Raw genomic sequence first — 15334 nt, forward strand, 5'->3', positions numbered from 1 at the left:
TCAGTCTCCCTCCTTCAGAATGCGGCTGTGGTCAAGGGTGATCGTAATCACACCATCCTCGTCTTTCGTCCACTGGTCATCTTCAAGAAATTTGGTATACATATTCTCCATCTGCAACCGGGCAAACGACATGTTGTTCACCGGCCGCGGCTGAGCATCACGAAGCGCGAACAGTCGAAGCGACACCGCAGCCGCGCCGTCGTCGGCAAGCTCATAGTAAGCGATCGTCGACTGCTTCGAACGGGACCAGCCCTGATCAAAGATAAAATTCCCTAGACTGTAAAAAACAATGGTCTCATCAAAGACTTCCACTGGTCCTGGCACGTTCGGGTTATGCCCGATAATGACGTCTGCCCCGGCTTTCGCCATTGCCTCGGCAATCTCCCGCTGGCGCGTTGTCACCTGGCTGTTATAATACTCCCCCCAATGGGCGTGGACAACAACCATGTCCGCCTCAACGGACGCCTCCACAATCGCACGCATCACGTAAGCCAGGGTATCAAACGTCGCCACCCCGGGGCGGAAGCCACGAACGCCCGAGTTTGGCGCAACGACGTCGGAAAAGCCCACGGTTGCGATCGTCAGATCTGCTTCCTCACTGTATGTGTAACGAATATGATCGTAGCGGTCAGGCTCCGTCTGAATCCCCGTGGCTCCGATATCCGCGTGACTGTCAAACAGATCTCTTGTGCTGATCATCCCGACATAGTCGTAATCGTGGATGTTATTGTTGGCAATATTCATTACTTTAAAATTACGCTCGGCGAGAACGTCCAGCGCCTCAGGTTCTGCTTTTAAGTGCTGGTTCTGATTCTCGTCTTCCTGAAGACCGCTGTCTTCCGGCACAATGGGATGGGCAAAGTTGCCCGTTGCATAGTCCGAGGCGGCAAAATAAGGATCCGTAAACTCGAAAAGATGATCGTAACCGTTCTCGTCGATGGCATCCTGCACGTGACGGCCCATCATGATATCGCCGACGAAGCTCGCCGTAAAGCGTTTGTCTTCATCACGTTCGAAGGCCGGGACATCGGCGAAAGTAATGAACGTTGAGGCCAGCAAAAAGAGACCGGTAACCGCGGCGAGGATCACCGTATGGATCGGAAGCTGGCGCTTATGTTTCTTCATGATTCTCAGGAAGTGTTCCTGGTAGGTTAACGGACGCGGTTTATTCTTGTCCGCTCGAAGCTTGTCAGCCATAGCATTAACTCCTTTATCAAAAAACTCGGCGGTTCAAAAGACGGGCATAATGGCCGTCAGAAGAAGAGGTAATACAGGCTCATGATGCCAAAGGTGATCCCGCTTAAAATCATCGTGCTCGTCACCGTGATCACGACACCCTGTTTCTGAAAACTGTTGGCAATCAGCCCCGGTACGATGACCCCAATTCCCCTGAGCTCATAAATCTCAAAGGGTATTATCGGATAAAAGTAATCGAACGTCAGCTTCAGCACGACCCCCGTCAACAGCATGGCCGCAAACTTCCGACGTCCGTAGAGGATTGTAATACGGCTCAGGACGTGCACGACGATAAAGTATATGAGGGTACTGATAAAGAAAATGGCCATGATAAAAAATGGCTGATCAAAAATCAGCGCCAGATAGGCCGGGACGATGATACCGCCAGGAAGAACGCCCGCCTTCTCTGCATAAAGCAGGCTGATGACGATCCCGACGACAAAGGTAATGTATAAATCCGCTCCAAACATGGGCTTTCAGCTCCTTCAGATAGCAGGTGTCAGGCGATGCTGACGTCCTGTTCTTGTTCAATCAGTTCAAGAATGCCTTCGGCGGCACCGTGAATATTCCCGACGCCAAACATGACGTCGCCGTTAATGAGGGTCTTGAGTTCGGTAACCATTTCTTTTGTTTCCCTGCCTTCGAGGTCGACGAGACGATCCGCTTTGATCTCACCTTTCTTGTAGGCGCTCACGATCGGATCCACCGTCTCCCCGATCAGGACAAGGGTCCCTATCGCCATCTTCGGCAAAACGTCCCTTGCGAACTGTTCGGTGCGATCCACACGGTCAGGCCGGCAATTCATGATGACAATCGGATGATCGCCGTTATACCCGAGTTCCTGAACCCGCGACCAGATGGCGAGGGTCGAATGGGCGTCGTTTGCAGCAAATGCGTTAACGAACGGAGATGTCGCATCGTTATTCCCTTCGATTGGTGCTACCCGAAGAGCACCCGGATCCGGCTGGGCATTGAGCATGCCCGCTCTGGCTGTTTCCTCGTCAATACCAAGGGCTTCTGCTACAGCGAGGCCAAGGGCCGCATTCTCAGGAAAAATGACATAAGGAAATTCACGCATATACGCTTCACTGATGCGTGATGTGTCCGCTACGATCACTTTCGTATTACGTTTCGCTGCTTCCTGTTTGTAAAAATCCACATACTTGGAGTCATTGATGATGAGGTGACCGTCGTGAGGAATCGTCGACACAAAGGACTGGGCGACATCGTCAAGGGTTGGTCCGAGAACGTCCATATGGTCTTCAAGGACATTGACAATCACCCCGACATTCGCCTGGAGAAGCACGTCCTGAAAGACAATCTGATAATCGGGGTTGACAGCCATACACTCACTGATGAGGGCTTCTGCATCCATCTTTGCCACTTTGGCTACCACTTTTTTCTGTTCCTTGATATTTGGACCTTCCGGATCCCGGACGATCGGTGTTTCAACCCGGGTCGTCCACGGAATGAAACGGGCGGATGTTCCGGTTGTCTTCCCGACAGTCCGGTAGCCTGCCTCTTTAACAATGCCCGTGACGAGTCTCGTGACCGTCGATTTACCCCGGACACCGTTTATGTTGACCCGAATGGGGATCTTGTTAATGTTTCTCTGATGCATGATGCGTTCAATGATTGCCAACAAGAGCAACAGGCCGGCGAATACTGGTATCAGCCACATGTGGGTTTCTTCCTTCCATACCTAGCGGAGTTTTAAAGCAACGCTCCGTAGTGTTTTCTTAATAAAGACAAAATAAGTCCAATGATTATTTTATATCACATCGCCAGTCAAGTAAACGCTGTTTCGCATAAAACAAACAACTGTAACGTAAAATCCTTTTTTTACATGTTATGAACAGGAATGACTTTGCCAGTTAATGCAAAAAAGACGCCTCCGGATGAAAGCGGAACGACCAGTCCCTCCTTTCCGAAGACGTCCTCGGCTATTTATTTGGTAGAGCGGATTAAAGAACCTATCTTACCCGTTTGGCACCGAGATAACGCTGGCTCCAGTAGCCGGAAGTCAAATCAGCCACAATGATGCCCGTGCTCGAACCGGCATGAATAAACTGATTATTGCCGATGTAAATCCCGTTATGAGACGGTCCTGACTTGTATGTCTCAAAAAACACGACATCACCCGGCCTTGGCTGACTCACTGCAGTCATGCTGTTCCACTGCTGGGCAACCGTACGGGGGAGCTGAACCCCATTTTGATTAAATACATACTGGATAAAGCCGCTGCAGTCAAACCCAGCCGGTGTCGTACCGCCCCATAAATACGGGACACCGATGAAATTGGCCGCATCTGCAATGACATTGAGCACCTCAAAACTCCCTGCAGAAGACTGGCCGCCTGGTGCATTACCCATATATACAGAAGAAACTTCTTCTACCTTCTCCCAGACAGATGCCGTCACAATCCCGTCATTGACAAGAGACCACTGGGACTGAAATGATCGTACTGCCTCTTTCGTAATCGGGCCAAACGTACCGGTCACATTATGTTTGTAGTGACCCGTCGCCTTTAAGCGTTCCTGCAGTTCCCTGACGTTTGAACCGGTATCCCCTTCTTTCAGAAGAAAGCCGGTTGGAGCAGGCGCAGCCGAAGCTTGCTGCATGGCTTTCAATGTACGGGCGCCGGCGATACCGTCGGCCGTGAGGCCTTCATTTCGCTGAAAAGAGATAACGGCACTTTTCGTCAACGGACCAAAAATTCCTGTGACACGATGATGGTAATGCCCAAGGTCTTTCAGCCTTGTCTGCAAAGCCCGAACACTGTCTCCTGACATCCCCTCTCTGAGCGTATCCGTTGAAGATGAAGCAGGAGGAGATGGCTCTTTGGTCTCAGTGCTGTTACCAGAGCCGCCTGTTGCATTCAATTCGGCATTCAGCCTTCCAATCGTCTGAGGCCCGGCAATACCGTCCACCTTAAGCCCCCTTGCCTGTTGAAAATCACGCACCCCTTTTGCTGTTACAGTACCAAAATAACCGGTTGCGCGCTCTATATTGAGAAACCCTTTTTGCTTCAATGCGAGCTGCAATGCTTCAACATCCTGTCCCCTAACACCCTCACGCAGAAGACGAGAGCTGTCAACCCGGTTGACGACACGGGTGGAACTGAATGAAGAATCAGACGCGGAACCGGAATCAGACACCGACTGTGAAGGTGCCGGCGCCGCAGGCGCAGAAGTACTGAGCAGTTGACGGTACGTCTCAGGGCCGACGACACCGTCAACCTGTATATTTGCCTCACGCTGAAACTTTCTCACCGCCTCTTCGGTGATCGTCCCGAAGTAGCCCGTAGCCGTATGGTATGTAAAATACCCTTTGTCTTTCAACATCGTCTGTAACTCCACGACGTCAGGATGATCCATGCCCTGTCTCAAAGTCTGCTGACCGAAAGATGCCTCGACTGCTGAAGGGGCAAACAATACAATCCCCGCAGCTGCAGTGACTGTTGCTGTGAAAGGAAGAACGTGACCTGTCTTACTCATATAAAAACCTCCTTACGTCATGTACAGCTCGGGAACCGGCTGTTTGATCGGGGTAATGATTGGGCAACCTTAAATTCTCAATTTTTTCCGTCCACTTTCATTATCTGACAACTCTCTCTTTCAGAACAGTTGCATTGGCCCTATTTACGTCGTGTATTGACGAATTTTTTGGGGATTATTTTCTTACATGGTCGTTCACCCGTAACCGCAGATCCAGCCATAATAAGACTTCCGACTATCAATTTTGATAAAATAAAAAACGCCCCCGGCTATCATAATCTGATAATCGGGAGCGCCTTGGTATACTGTTTGGTTGTTTAGTGAAGGACACGTACAACGACACCGCGGAAGTTGTTGGCCCAGTAACCTGATGTCATGTTGGCAAAGGCAACACCTGTAGAAGACTGACTTCCGATGAATCTGCCGTTTCCTGCATAAATGCCTACGTGACCGTTACGCTTGTACGTGTCAAAGAAGACAAGGTCTCCTGGTCGCATCTGACTCGCAGAAATACGCTGACCGGAATGGAGGATGGCGTCTGTTGATGTTGGAAGGCTGACACCAATCTGTCTGAACGCCCAGCTGACATAACCCGAGCAGTCAAAACGCCCTGCCGCCACATCAGACTGGCTTCGTCCTCCGCCAAATACGTATGAAGAGTTTCCGATATAATGTGTACCTGCATTGATGACTGTGCTTGCTGAACCGGTAACGGCGCCGCTGTTACTTGGTGTCGACGACTGGCTCGAAGATTGACTGTTGTTGGAAGCCGGTGTAGCTGCAGGTGTACCGCTGCTGTTTGATTGACTGGCCTGCTGGCTTGCCTGACGCTCTGCGCGCTGACGCTCCCGCTCTGCTTCGATTCGGTCCATCAGTTCAGATTCTTCTCTCGCAAGTTCTGCTTCTTGGCTCTCAAGGTCTGCGATCATGCCCTCAAGATCTTCACGCTTCTCTTCAACATCTGCGCGAAGTGCTTCCTGTTGCTGACGCTGTTCTTCCATATATTGTTCGATACCTTCTAGTTCTACCATTTGCTCATCCAAGTGGTTAAGCGTATCCTGTAACACCTGCTGAACGTCTTCAAGTTCCTGCTGTTTCACCTCTAGAGCGTCAATGAAATCATTGTCCGCACGGGCGATTTGGGAGATTGTCAGCACTCTGCTGATGAAATCGCTGAATCCCTCTGAACCGAGGATGACTTCGAGATAAGAAGATGTTGCACCGCCATTACGCTGATAGGAGCTTGCACGGTTTTTCAACAGTTCAAAACGCTCTTCAATATCAGCTTCGAGTGCTTCGATCTCTTCTTGCAGCTCGGCTTTCTTCTCTTCGTTTTCTTTGATGTCCGCTTCGGTCGCATCCATCTGTTCCTGGTTGCCCTTAAGCCCATCTTCTATACTGGCGATTTGCTCTTCAATCGCATCAATTTCATTCATCAGATCCGCAAGATCCTGTTCTGCATCAGACAGCTCGGATTGCACTTCACTCCGCTCATCTGAAATGTTGCTGCGCTCAGACTCCAGATCGGATGTAGCTTCAACACTGCTATGTAAACCAAACACCGTGACGGCACCTGCAAGTACTGCTGATAGTATGATTGACTTTCTCAACGTGCATCCCCCTGTTCAAACACTCATTTTTTCCTACGAGTGCAACTTTATCACCATCATGTAACAACCGCATGTGTTTTATATTACAATTGTGTTTCAAAGTGTCGAATCATGTATAAACCGTTATTCTATCGGCAGTTGTCCGACGACAGTTCACAAAATGTTCATCATTTCCATTCGTTTTTTTGTCGAATATTGCGTTTATAAAAGATCTCCCCCCCGGATTTTTTCTTTTTTTGCCTCTGCCTGTGCGAGTCAGTAACTCTGGGATCGCGTCCGTTCTCTTCTGCTCAATTAAAAGTGGCGCTACAAACGATATCATACTATAATAGTTTACAGATACTTCCGATGAAAGGGGGACTGTTGAATGACGATTACTTCCTGGACTTCAAAAAAGAACATCATTACACTGACTTCTGTGATCCTGGCACTTCTCCTTATCGGTGCAGGCTTTTACCTATACTATATCTATGATTCCGCACGGGAAACCGTTGATGTAACCATGCAGGATAACGTAAACCGGGAAGCGTCCGAGCGCCGGGTCAGCGATGTTGAGCTTGACGAGTTGGAACCTGTCAGTTTTCTCCTCCTTGGCACCGACAGCGAGGAAAGCGATTCGTCCGGGCGCAGTGACACGATCATTGTCGTTACCGTCAACCCCATCGATGAATCACTGAAGATGCTGAGCATTCCCCGGGATACGCTCGTCGATATACCAGGCAGGGACGAGCCTGACAAAATCAACCATGCGTTTGCCTTTGGCGGCTCAGAGCTTGCAATGGATACCGTCGAACAGTTTTTGGATATCCCTGTTGACTATGTGATTCGCGTCAACATGGACGGCTTTGTCGAAATGGTCGATGCAGTGGGCGGTATCACCGTTTATAATGAACGCACCTTCGACCAGGATGGATTTGAATTTCCTGAAGGAGAAGTGAGCCTTGACGGCGAACGCGCTCTTGCGTTTACACGAATGCGGCAAAATGATCCTGAAGGCGACCTTGGTCGAAACCGCCGTCAACAGCAAGTTGTCATGGGGATTATTGACGAAGGGGCATCGATATCTTCTGTCACGAGAATCGAAGACATCCTCGAAGGCCTCGGCAACAACATCCGCACCAACCTGAATTTTGACGATATGGCCACATTACTGTTTGACTATCGTTCATCACGTCACCAGATGGACGTTCTTCACATCGAAGGCAGTGGCGTGATCATCGATGATATCTGGTACCTCGATGTGAGCGACGACGAAGTGAATCGGATCTCAGATGTCCTGAAAGACCATTTGGACCTCTGATCTATTACTTCGAAGAACTTGTCCAGATGTCAAAAATCCCCACTGAGGTTTAACGTTTCAGTGGGGGATTGAGACAGTCAAGCAGGTCTTTTCTTCTTACGAAGAGCGACGCTCTATATGATCCTTCTCCAATCACATGGAGTCTTCTTGCCTAGTGATGATAAATAATACAGAAACCTGATCAAAAACCGCAAGTAAGAGAACCCTCGCCAACCGGTGAGGGTTCTTCATATTTAATAAAGAATTGCTCTGCGCCTTTCTTTCGTTCCATTCAAGCGAGGCTTGGGCAGTGAAGCCCTCCCCTAAATCGGGGATTGCATTACGGATTTTTTCAATATCCATCTGATACGGCCATCGTTGATCTTTATTCGTCGAAATTCATTCTATATCTAAAGCATCCCAGGATACAAACCAATTTCTAATATTAACAAATTCTATCTTTTTTAACCTTGGAAAATACCGTATAATAAGTACTAAATCATTTAACGAAGGGTGTGCTTTCCATGAAATTATCCATCAAACTGTTTATTTCCTACGCCGTGATGGTTCTTCTGATCCTCATCACCGGTGTCCTCGTCTTCGTCGGGGTCTCTTTTGTCCAGGACAATGTGGACGACCTCTATAACGATCGGGTAGTTCCGTTGACGGAACTCGCGGATATTGCACAGCTCTCTGAGAACACCCGCGTCCAGATGGTGACGTCAGTTCTAAATGAAGACCCTGCTCCGACAGAGCGAGCTGAGGAGAATCTCAGTCACATTCAGGAGGTCATGGCGAATTACGCGCCGCAAATAAAAAACGAAGAGGAACGAGAACTGTTTGCAGCGTTCGAGGCAAATTGGCAAGACTTTGACGCTATTGTCCAAGACAATATCTCCCACATCCGAAGCGGTGATTTCGCATCCGCTCAGGACGGCCTGGCTGAAGGCGGCGTGCCATTCAATGCGGCCAGCGCTGATCTTGAAGAACTGATTGACGTCAAAGAGCTGATCTCAGCCGAGTTGTATGAAGAAAGCCAACAGGCATACACGGCCATGATTACCGTCATGATTGTGGCCATCACCGTCTCCGTGATCGTCGCTGCCGTTTATGCTTTCTTCCAGGCAAGGGGGATCGTAAAGCCCCTTGAAGCTTTGGGCCTTGCCACGGCGAAGATCGCAGACGGCGACCTCACTACGGATTTAGGCACGCTCACAGCGCGTAAAGATGAAATCGGGACCCTTTCAAAGGACTTTGACGCCATGATCGGGAAACTGAAGGCGATCATCAGTGAGCTGATCGAGTCCTCTGAACAGGTGGCGGCAACGAGTGAAGAACTGATGGCCAGTGCCGAGGAGTCCCGCTCCGCCTCCGAAGAGATCACCGTCTCCATCGTCGACGTCTCCGAAGGCAGTCAGGAACAGACCCGGGCCGTGGATGCGGCCAAGGCTGCGGCGGATGACGTCAAAGCCAATAACGAAGCCATCACCACGCAGCTGGATCACGTAAGCAGTGCCATGACTGAGATGAACACATACTCAAACCGGGGCAACGAGACTTTGGCGAGCACTGTGGATCATATGAAGACAATTGAAACTCAGAACGAAAATCTCGCTACTGTCATCGACCGCCTAGCTGAGCAGTCAAAAGAAATCGGCACGATCATTGAACTCATCACCGGGGTGAGCGAACAGACGAACCTCCTCGCCCTGAACGCGGCCATCGAGGCCGCACGGGCCGGTGAACACGGCAGAGGCTTCGCCGTCGTTGCCGATGAAGTCCGAAAGCTCGCCGAAGAGTCCGGGCAGTCCGCGCAGCAGATCCAGGACAAGATCAGCCTGATTCAACACGATATGCAGCACGCCTCCACGGAGATGCAGGCCGGCAAAGAGAAGTTCGCAAGCGGCATGGCGTCAATCCATGAAGCGGACGAAGCATTCAGTCATATTCTCGATGCCGTCACCACCATGGACCGTGCCGTCACAGAGACGACGGCCATGTCGAAAGCCGTCATTCAGTCCACAGAGGATATGAGCACACAGATGAACACCGTCACGGAAAAAGCCCACAAGTTTACGGAAAGTGCCGATCAGGTGGCCGCAGGTGCTGAGGAACAGAATGCCTCCATGGATGAGATTTCCCGGGCATCCGAAGGTCTCGCCTCACGGGCTGAAGAATTGCAGCACCTCGCTGGCCGGTTTACCGTTTAGAACCAGTAAAAGGTTTTCGTGATTCAAAAAGGAGACATAACCGCCATATTCCCCGTCTTACGCAGCCGGGTTTCGCCGGCGGCCCGGTCTTCCTGACGCTGTGACAGAAAACCGTTCTATTTAATATGGATAAAACAGTTAACCCGTTAATCGGATTTTGTTATTTTCGCAATAAATCATGACTGTTTCTTGACACCTGCAAATTTTCTGCACCACCATAGTGCAAAACACACCCTTTCATGCTACAATAGCATCATAAAAAACCAGGTTCTTTAGACCCAATGAAGCCAAACACCCTGAGACACATGTTGTTGAACATGGAACGTCACGTGCCAAAGAGGGGAGATTGCCATGATCCTGACAGACATTGAACTTCAGACACCCGAAGAGTTCCGGATGATGATGGAAGGCGTGCGTCCGAAGCTCATCCCGTACTTTGATCCGGTCACCCTCGCCATGGTGGACCTCGCCGTCACCGAGTGCCTCATTAACGCCTGGGAGCACGGAAACCGGATGGACCCGGAAAAACACGTCTTTGTAAGTGTCACCCTGACACCGAAACGGCTTTGGGTCCGGATTGCTGACGAGGGACCGGGATTTAAACCTGCCATTCATCACATCGCCTGTCCGGATGCCCGTAAAGAATGCGGCAGAGGGCTGTATTTGATGCAGGAAATCATGGATGACGTGAAGTGGAACCATCACGGCAATGACTTTCTGCTTGTGAAGAACCTGACGTGGGCGAACGCCACGGTGCAACAAACAAGAAAGACCCCTCAGGAAACCTCATAGCCATTGCAAAATGCCTCCCGCATGTCTGTCACGCGGGAGGCATTTTTTTGTTTCAGCACTCCGAAACTTCAGTTAAAATCCCTCGGGACACTGGTCCGCCAGGTTTTGATGAAAATTTCTTCATCCGATTCATAGGCTGTAATCGTATTTTCCAGATAGAAATCATGCTTGTCAGCGGTCATCGAGCTGTCTGTAACAAGTTTCGTCTGCCAGTCGTCTCTTCCGATATTCAGCGTCCATTGACACCGGACCTTGGCTGAGAGAGGATCGTCTTCTCTGATCGTGAAGGTATTGCGGTTTTGACTGCCGTACTGAATGCCGTTTGACGGAAGTCGGCGTTCGCCTTCATCGGAGAAATCATCAAGCTCCCACGTCCTGTCGACGAGCCGGTGAACGACGTTTCTGTAGCGCTCTTCACGACGGAGAATCTCCCGACCCATCACTTCGGCAGTCTCCGGCACATCGAACTGCCCCGCGTACTGATCACGTTGCTGTGACTCACGGACGGGCAGGGACAGGTACGTCCCATCCCCCGGATGAAGGGTCACGGTCACCGGCTTCGGTGACGGCCAGGCCTGGGGCCAAAAAGCCGGCGACAAGGCCAATTCCAAGACGTAACCTGCGGGCACTTCCTGCCCCAATGCATCGAGAGGGACGGAGATCTGATACCGCTTGCCCGGTTCGAGCGGCTCGGGCTCTTCATGGGACTTGTGGTGATTCAGATTGAGCATCCCCCAGCTGATGCGCGTCGATTCCCCGGTTGGTGCTTTGATCGACAACCTCGCACTCAAAAGCGCATTCTCTTCATTAACCGACACCGATGCGTGAAGCACCGGGCGACCGAGAAGTTCAAGATCTGACGAGAAGGGTGCTGTTCGCAGCACAACAGCATGAGCATCTTCGAGCCGCTGATCATCCGGCAGGTCCCCCGACTGACCGAACGGGCACCAGACGCCGGCATGGAGACCGTGCTGCTGGACGGACGGAACATGAACGGATTCATCTTCACTCCCTGTTGCTTCGTCCTGAAGCGAGAGCCCGTCCCCGTTTATAAAGAGTTTTTCCTCTGACACGGCAGAGGAAGGCCAGGCGTCGTCCGCAACCCATTTCCCCGGCCGCTCGTCATACGTCACCTGAGGCGGGGCATAGTCCTGGATCCAAGTCGTCAGGGCCGGCTCATCCATGATGCCCGTCTCTTCTTCTTTCAGCCACTGATCCCACCAGCGGAGACACTCCTGCAAAAAGCCGATGGCAGGCTCCGGCGTCGCCACTTCAGGATATTCATGGGCCCACGGTCCGATGAGTCCCTTCACTGGACCCGGCAGGTGTTCGACCATCCTGAATACGGCATTGGTATACCCGTCCTGCCAGCCGCCGACGGCATAGACCGGAATGTTTACTTTGCTGTAATCTTCACAGACCGAGCCATGTTTCCAATAGGCATCGCGGCGCTGATGGCGCATCCACTCCTCGACGAACGGCGGCGTCTTGTCAAGGCGCTCGAGCCAGTTGTCCCGCCACGAATCGCCCACATTTTGAGGATCCTGCGGCCTTGCGTTATAGGCAAACATCGTCGACGCCCACCAGAGCATGTCGGACGCAAGGATATTGCCACCGCGATAATGCACATCATCGGCGTAACGGTCATCCGTTGAGCAAAGGGTGATGACCGCCTTTAATGCCGGGTGCTGCCTCGCAGCAATCTGCAGCCCGTTAAACCCGCCCCATGACTTGCCGATCATCCCGACACTTCCCGTGCTCCACGGCTGAGCCTGAATCCACTCGAACACCTCAAGGGCATCGTCTTGTTCCTGCTTCGTATACTCGTCGGGTAAATACCCGTCAGAATCCCCCGTCCCGCGTATGTCCACGCGGATACTCGCGTAGCCGTGTCCGGCAAAATACGGGTGCCTGATCGAATCGCGGATCGCGGTAAAATCATTCTTCCTGTATGGAAGGTACTCCAAGATCGCCGGCACCGGCTGTTTGTCGGCATCCTTCGGGAGCCAGATGGTTGCCGCGAGGCGTTTGCCGTCCGAGAGGGGGATCCACACATCGTTTCTTTCCTCCACTTCGTGGGGAAAACGGCGAATCGTCCGTCGCCGTTCTGAATCTTTCACGTTAAATACCACGTTACGGTCATCCTTTCACATTACGTTTTCGTTTGCCGCTCAGCATGATCAAAGAGAAGAGCGAAACGTGATTTCTGATCTTCGCTCAGATGCGACGGTGCGCATGACAGCCTGCTCAATCAGGTACAAGGCCTGCCTCGCCGCCTCCTCCTTTGTCCATGTGCGGCGTTCACTGAGCACCGTGTTCATCATGCCCTTCCAGATCATCAGCGTCATCTCGGCAATCAGTTCAATATCAGCCTCCGTCATAAATCCTTCGTCTGCGGCCGCTTGTATATAAAGAGCACTCCGCTTTGCAAAACTGTGTTCGGTCATGATCGCTTTGACCGGCTCAGGCAGACCCGACAGGTCGTCCTGAAACACCTCGTAATAATCATCGATCAGTACCTGCGGCATAACGCCGAGATGATCCATAAAGAGCATCGCATAAATCGACGGCTCTTCGAAGCTGTGCTTGCAAAAGCACTCCCAGGCATAGAGCCATTTATCGATAATATTTGACCCCCGCTCCAAATAAACGGGCAGTTCTTCGGCGTAGCGCTTCGTAAACCGCATCGCCGTGAAAAATTTCAAATGAGAGAGATCCTGAAAATAATTATAGGCTGTGGAACTGGTAAACCCGGCTTTGGCAGCGATCTTGCGGATCGTCACCTGATCAGGGCCTTCCTCTTCAATGAGCTCTGCCGCAGCATCAAGAAAATATGTCCACATCCGTTGCCGCTGTATTTCTTTTCGTCCTGGTGGGGTCATGGAATCATCGTCCTTTCCGTTCAGTCATTGGATACATAGCTGTGGATCGCTTCGTCCTGCTTCAACCATTTTACCAAAGAGTAGGTCATCAGCGCATACATGATCAGAACGGGAACCGCCACAAGCACCGAGGAGGTCTGGACGACGTCGAGGCCGCCGGCCAAGGTCAGACTGATGGCCAATGTGGACAGCAGCACGCCCCACATCAACCGGTGCCATCTTGCAGGCTCTCCCTTATCGGAGAGATTCTTCGTCGCCACACTCGCGATCACGTAGCTTGCCGAGTCGAGAGACGTCGCAAGAAAAATAAATCCGAGAATCAGAAAGAAAATCGATACAAGCACAGAAAGGGGCAGGGAATTCAGGACAGCCACGATCACGGACGTGTCCCCCGCCTCGGCCTGGATGCCGACGAGATCAACGGCCCCCGTAAGCTGCAGGTTCATGGCGTACCCGCCAAACACGCCGAAATAGAGCCAGCTACCGACAGACCCCCACAACAGCACGTGAAATACGAGCTCACGGATACTGCGGCCTTTGGAGATGCGTGCGACAAAAATACCGATGAACGGTGCCGTCGCTGCAAACCACGCCCAGTAAAACACGGTCCACGCCTGCGGAAATCCGCTCTGCCCGATTGGATCGGTATACAGGCTCATCCGCATAAAGTCATTTAGCATGATGCCAAGACTGTTGGTGAAGTAAGACAGTAAAAAGAGCGTCGGACCTGCCACAATCACAAACAGCGCGAGACCGAGTGCCATGTAAACGTTGTAATCACTCAGTTTACGGATGCCTTTGTACAGGCCGAAATAGGCACTGAAGCTGAAGATGAATGTCCAGAACACAATGATCGCGATGTTTAATCCAAGGGACTGTTCTACGCCGATGAGATCCCCGAGAACCGCCGCCACCATCGGCACCCCTAAACCGAGAGAGGTCCCAAGGCCGCCGATCATGCTCCAGATGACGAGGATGTCGATGCCTTTGCCGATCCAGCCGTCGGCGTGTTTGCCGAGCGCTCCCTGACAGGCGGCACTGATTTTCAAGGAACGGTTTTGTTTCACATAAAAGCTGTATGCCATGACAACCGCCGGCAGTGCATACAGCGCCCAGGCGGAAATCCCCCAGTGAAAAAGACCGTAGCTGACCGCGTACTCAGCCGCTCCCGTTGACTCCGCTTCCATGCCGAACGGCGGCCACGTGTAATAGTAGATCGGTTCCACGATCGACCAGAACATGATGCTCGTCCCCATGCTCGCCGTAAACAGCATGCCTCCCCAGCTGAACCGGGAAAACTCCGGCCGGTCTCCTGCCTGACCTAGGCGGACTTTGCCGTAGCGTCCGGTCATCAGCCAGAGCAAGACGATAAAGAGACCGATCGTCAAGAATTCAAACGCCCAGTCGAGCCTGAACGTGATCCCCGTCATCATGCCTGAGACGACAGGCCCTGCTGTCTCTCTGAAGGTGACGAGTAACAGTGTGGCAGTCACAATAAGAATTAGAGACGGCCAAAAGATAGATGGTTCCACTTTGGAATGATTCATAATCGGTTACATACCTCCTGTAAATTGGCGGCTTTGCGCGCAATCTTAATTTTTATGAACATGTTTTCTTTATGAACATGTTCATATTATCATCCTTAAGACTCATTCACGAACGTGATTATTCGTGTTCATCCGTGATGAAAAGGCTTCAGAGTGATGAGGAAGCGATGACCTCACTCATCCCTTTTTATCATCGCTGATACGGTGGATAACAGCGGTTTTCTGCATGAAGGCATACAAAAAGCCGCCTCCAGGTTCCCAAAAAGGAGCTCGGAGGCAGC

12 protein-coding genes are annotated in these 15334 nt (G+C 51.4%); 3 read left to right on the top strand and 9 right to left on the bottom strand.

The window, feature by feature from the left end:
- From BSEL_RS15575 to BSEL_RS15595, 5 genes are all read right to left on the bottom strand, one after another.
- Nucleotides 1–1197: a CapA family protein gene (locus BSEL_RS15575; RefSeq protein ID WP_013173964.1), complete on the bottom strand. Its 1197-nt coding sequence runs from the start codon at nt 1195–1197 to the stop codon at nt 1–3.
- 56 nt (nt 1198–1253) lie between these two features.
- The gene (pgsC, locus tag BSEL_RS15580) at nt 1254–1706 is read right to left on the bottom strand and encodes a poly-gamma-glutamate biosynthesis protein PgsC (protein WP_013173965.1); all 453 of its coding nucleotides are present in this window, start codon (nt 1704–1706) and stop codon (nt 1254–1256) included.
- Between the two features lie 29 nt (nt 1707–1735).
- Complete coding sequence (gene pgsB, locus BSEL_RS15585) at nt 1736–2917, bottom strand: poly-gamma-glutamate synthase PgsB (protein ID WP_013173966.1); 1182 nt, start codon at nt 2915–2917, stop codon at nt 1736–1738.
- Nucleotides 2918–3209: 292 nt separating this feature from the next.
- On the bottom strand, nt 3210–4733 hold the full coding sequence (locus BSEL_RS15590) for a C40 family peptidase (protein ID WP_013173967.1): 1524 nt from the start codon (nt 4731–4733) through the stop codon (nt 3210–3212).
- A gap of 317 nt (nt 4734–5050) precedes the next feature.
- Nucleotides 5051–6343 carry a coiled-coil domain-containing protein gene (locus tag BSEL_RS15595; RefSeq protein WP_013173968.1) on the bottom strand — a complete coding sequence of 431 codons (1293 nt, stop codon included), beginning with the start codon at nt 6341–6343 and terminating at the stop codon, nt 5051–5053.
- Nucleotides 6344–6710: 367 nt separating this feature from the next.
- Between BSEL_RS15595 and BSEL_RS15600 the strand changes: the two genes are divergently transcribed.
- Nucleotides 6711–7643, top strand: a complete 933-nt coding sequence (locus BSEL_RS15600; protein ID WP_013173969.1) for an LCP family glycopolymer transferase — start codon at nt 6711–6713, stop codon at nt 7641–7643.
- A 132-nt stretch (nt 7644–7775) separates the two neighbouring features.
- Here BSEL_RS15600 and BSEL_RS15605 read toward each other — a convergent pair whose 3' ends face one another.
- A complete protein-coding gene (locus tag BSEL_RS15605; RefSeq protein ID WP_041582023.1) occupies nt 7776–7985 on the bottom strand; it encodes a hypothetical protein in 210 nt (69 codons plus the stop codon).
- 161 nt (nt 7986–8146) lie between these two features.
- Here BSEL_RS15605 and BSEL_RS15610 point away from each other — a divergent pair, with 161 nt between their 5' ends.
- Both BSEL_RS15610 and BSEL_RS17290 read left to right on the top strand, forming a co-directional pair.
- Nucleotides 8147–9832: a methyl-accepting chemotaxis protein gene (locus BSEL_RS15610; RefSeq protein WP_013173970.1), complete on the top strand. Its 1686-nt coding sequence runs from the start codon at nt 8147–8149 to the stop codon at nt 9830–9832.
- Nucleotides 9833–10183: 351 nt separating this feature from the next.
- Nucleotides 10184–10624 carry an ATP-binding protein gene (locus BSEL_RS17290; RefSeq protein ID WP_013173971.1) on the top strand — a complete coding sequence of 147 codons (441 nt, stop codon included), beginning with the start codon at nt 10184–10186 and terminating at the stop codon, nt 10622–10624.
- A gap of 68 nt (nt 10625–10692) precedes the next feature.
- Here BSEL_RS17290 and BSEL_RS15620 read toward each other — a convergent pair whose 3' ends face one another.
- Genes BSEL_RS15620 through BSEL_RS15630 form a run of 3 tightly spaced genes read right to left on the bottom strand, consistent with a single transcriptional unit; the run spans nt 10693 to nt 15053 of the window.
- Nucleotides 10693–12756 carry a CocE/NonD family hydrolase gene (locus tag BSEL_RS15620; RefSeq protein ID WP_013173972.1) on the bottom strand — a complete coding sequence of 688 codons (2064 nt, stop codon included), beginning with the start codon at nt 12754–12756 and terminating at the stop codon, nt 10693–10695.
- Nucleotides 12757–12804: 48 nt separating this feature from the next.
- Nucleotides 12805–13506, bottom strand: coding sequence for a TetR/AcrR family transcriptional regulator (locus tag BSEL_RS15625; protein ID WP_013173973.1), 702 nt, complete (start codon nt 13504–13506; stop codon nt 12805–12807).
- Nucleotides 13507–13526: 20 nt separating this feature from the next.
- Complete coding sequence (locus tag BSEL_RS15630) at nt 13527–15053, bottom strand: BCCT family transporter (RefSeq protein WP_013173974.1); 1527 nt, start codon at nt 15051–15053, stop codon at nt 13527–13529.
- Between the last annotated feature and the right edge of the window lie 281 nt (nt 15054–15334).

This window comes from [Bacillus] selenitireducens MLS10, from assembly GCF_000093085.1.
GTDB lineage: Bacteria > Bacillota > Bacilli > Bacillales > Salisediminibacteriaceae > Salisediminibacterium > Salisediminibacterium selenitireducens.